The organism is Brachyspira catarrhinii, from assembly GCF_005518285.1.
GTDB classification, from domain to species: domain Bacteria; phylum Spirochaetota; class Brachyspiria; order Brachyspirales; family Brachyspiraceae; genus Brachyspira; species Brachyspira catarrhinii.
This window is the reverse complement of record NZ_SJDU01000235.1, coordinates 1-3,728: the sequence shown is the minus strand read 5'-3', so window position 1 is coordinate 3,728 and position 3,728 is coordinate 1. Positions and strand designations below refer to the sequence as shown.

Annotated in this window: 2 protein-coding genes; both read left to right on the top strand. The window is 24.6% G+C overall.

The window, feature by feature from the left end; genetic code table 11:
- Window positions 1-105 precede the first annotated feature (105 nt).
- Entirely contained in the window at window positions 106-1,314 is a 1,209-nt protein-coding gene (locus EZH24_RS08635; RefSeq protein ID WP_137998764.1) for a glycosyltransferase family 2 protein, read from the top strand.
- The gene (locus EZH24_RS08630; RefSeq protein WP_137998763.1) at window positions 1,304-3,712 is read left to right on the top strand and encodes a glycosyltransferase; all 2,409 of its coding nucleotides are present in this window, start codon (window positions 1,304-1,306) and stop codon (window positions 3,710-3,712) included. The genes EZH24_RS08635 and EZH24_RS08630 overlap by 11 nt, the downstream gene beginning before the upstream one ends.
- Window positions 3,713-3,728: the final 16 nt, after the last annotated feature.

Genomic DNA, 3,728 nt, shown 5'->3' with positions numbered 1-3,728 from the left:
AAGATAAAATACTATTGATTTTTTTATTTTTTATTGTATATTTAAAGAAATTGCGGAATTATATTCCGATAAACAATAATATGTTAACTAACTGCGAGTTATTAAATGAGTTTTGATACAGATAAAACGCCATTTTTTAGTATAATTGTTCCCGTTTACAATACAAATGAAAGCTACTTAAAAAGCGCGATAGAAAGCGTTATTAATCAAACTTTCAAAGATTTTGAACTCATTATTATAGACGATGCTTCAACTGTGAATTATAAAATCCCAGAAAATATTAAATATATACGAAACGAAACCAACAAAGGAACTCTTTACTCGAGGAAAATCGGAGCGATTAACTCAAACGGAAAATATATTATATATTTGGACTCGGACGATAGACTGACAACCGATGCTCTTCAAGTAATTTACGATTCTATAAATAAAGAATACGATATTATTCATTTTAGCGCAAAGGTAATTTCTTCCAACGAGAATAAAAAAGAAAGAATCAAAGAAGAAAAGAAAACCGATTGGTATCTCTCGTCAAAAAGAAGCGTCATTAATGAAGATTATCTTTTTAACGAATGCTTAAACGAAAAATTGCCTCATAATATGTTTTGTAAAGCCTTCAAAAGCGAAATCGTAAAAGAAACTATAAAATATTTGCCCGACAGTCATTTGATTCATAGCGAAGATATGCTTCAATGTTTGATAACGATTTATTTTTGCAAGAGTTATAAAGCGATTAGTAATGAACTTTATATATATGGTAACGATTCGGGCTATAGCAATAAAGATATTTCCAAAATTACGATTGAAAGATTTGAAAAAGCTTGCTCGGACACTAAAGCCACATTAAACGAATTTTATAATTTTCTTTGCAGTCAAAAAGCGGAGATTTTACATTATTACGATTATCTTAAACTTTCATTTAATCAATACAAATATTTAACGAATAAGACAAATAATGAAAAAATATATTTGGATATTTTAAATAAATATTTTGATAATCAATTGATAGAAGAATACGAGAGATTTGAAAAAATCCATCAATATTATTTGAATCCTTTATATGTCCAAGAAGAGATAAACAAAAAGTTATTGCCTTATTTCTTTTCGGTAATACTTTATAGTTATTATATAAACATAAGAATATTTGGAATAGCTATAACGATTAAAACTAACAAATGCCATAATAAACCGATTGTTATTTCTTTTAATAATTTACTTAAAAATATTTTTTCAATATCTTCCAATTCCAAAGAGTTTGTTTTGAGATTTTTTGGATTGAAGTTTATTAAACGGAGTTCTGAATATGGCGGATAATAAAATTCCATTAATATCTATTATAGTTCCCGTTTACAATACGGAGAAATATCTACAAAGATGTTTGGATAGCGTTGTCAATCAAACTTTTAAGAACATTGAAATTATAATAGTTAATGACGCTTCGCAAGGAAATTGTAGGGAAATAGTTGAAGAATATTTGAAAAAAGATAACAGAATAAAATATATAGAACATAATGAAAATAAAGGAACATACGAAACAAGGTTCTCGGGTTTTGAATTATCTTCTGGAAAATATATAACTTTTATAGATAGCGATGATTACTTTGATTTAGATGCAATGAAATTAGCGTATGGAAAGGCAATAAAAACTAAAGTTGATATACTTGAATTTTCAAATCTTTTAATCATTTCGGATAAAAAATTTGAAAAAGATTTATTATTTAATAAACCTCCTAATAAAATATTAAACGGTAATATATTAGAGATGTTCCTTAAAAATGGATACAGCTTTAGAATATGTTGTAAAATTATTAAAAGAAATATTTTAAATTTAGCCATAAAAGATTGTATTAGAAATAAGAAATATTTATATACCGAAGATTTATATTTATGTTTAATACTATTATATTATTGCAAAAGCTATTATTTCTTTAATAAACCATTATATTTCTATGATTTTCAGGTTAGCAAACTTGACAATTATAATAAATTAAGAAAAAGAGTTGTAGATACATCCGATATTTTTTACAATGTTTGCGATTTTCTAAAAAATAAAAATATATACGATAAATATATAAATAATTTTCTGCAAATAGTATATTTTATTTTTAGTTTTATTTTTGATTATAAAAATAAGGATAGTAATTTACAAAATGATTTTAACTATTATTTAAATTTACTCGGACCCATTTTTATTAATAAAAATTATTTCTCTAAAAATATATTGCCTTATTTAAATTTGGAAGGAAGTTTTAAATTAAAAAATATTGAAAAGTATAAAACTATAGGTTTTTTATATTTTAAGATGAACGGCGGAGGTATAGAAAGAGTTATTTCTCATTTATCTTTTTTATTTTCAAAAAACGGATATAAAATAGTCGTTTTTACTTATGAAGAGCCAAATGAAAACGATTATGAACTGCCCGAAGGGACAGTTAGAGTGAAATTATCAAAAGATTTAAATAAATGTTTTAATATATGGAAAGAGGCAATAGAAAAATATAATTTAGATATAATAATTCATAGCGCTATGTATGAAGAGGATGTAGGATATTCTCCTTTGTTTTTTAAATATCTTGGATTAAAGTCAGTTTTATTTTTGCATTCTATATTTTCAGAGTCTATATATGTAAACGATATTGAAAGATTTTTGCATAAAGATAACTTCTATACTTTATACGATTCTTTAGTTTGTTTATCCGAAACGGACGCGTTATTTTGGAAATCTATGAATTTGAAAAATGTTTCATACATACCAAATCCTATGCCAGATAATATAAATAATAAAAAATTATCAGAACTCAATAAAAAAAATATTATATGGATAGGTCGCTTGGAAGAATTTCAAAAAAGACCGTTTTTAGCTTTAGAAATTGTCTCTAAAGTTATAAAAGTCATTCCCGAAGCGAAATTTTTTATTCTTGGAGAAGGCGATGAAATTACAACAAATAAACTAAAAAATAAAATTAAAAAGTTGAAAATTGAAGATTGCTGCAAATTGCTTGGAAAACAAAAAGATATATATAAATACTTATTACAATCTTCGGTTCATATAATAACTTCAACATATGAAGGGTATCCTATGAATTTATTAGAGGCAAAATCTTGCGGCGTTCCAACGATTATGTTCGATTTGCCATATTTAGAAATTACAAAAAATAATCTTGGAATAGTAAAAATTAAAAATGAAAATATAGAAGAATTCTCTAAAGAATTAATTAAATTACTTAACGATTACGAATATAGAAAGAAATTGTCGGAAGAGGCTATAAATAGTTTAGATTTTTATTCCAATTATAACATAATGGAAGCATGGGAAAAAGTATTTTATTCTCGCGATAGTAAAGAACCTAAAAATAAAAATGAAATAAATAATATTATAACCGAATTAACGCATAGTATTAATTATATTTATAAGCAATATACCAAATTTAGTAATGAGGGCGTAAACGAACAGTTAATGCCTTATTTATTTTCTGTAATTATAGATAGCAAATATACGACTATAAGAATATTTGGAATAAAGATAAGTTTAAAAAATAACAAATATTATGACAAACCGATTGTAATTACATTAAGTTCAATTTTAAGAAATATTTTTTCCATAAAGATAGATAAAAAATATGCGATGTTAAAATTATTGTTTATAAAAATTGTTTTTAAAAAAGAATTGTCAATATTCAACGAAAAGGCGGATGATTATGATAAATTGTAGCGATAATTGTAGCGAT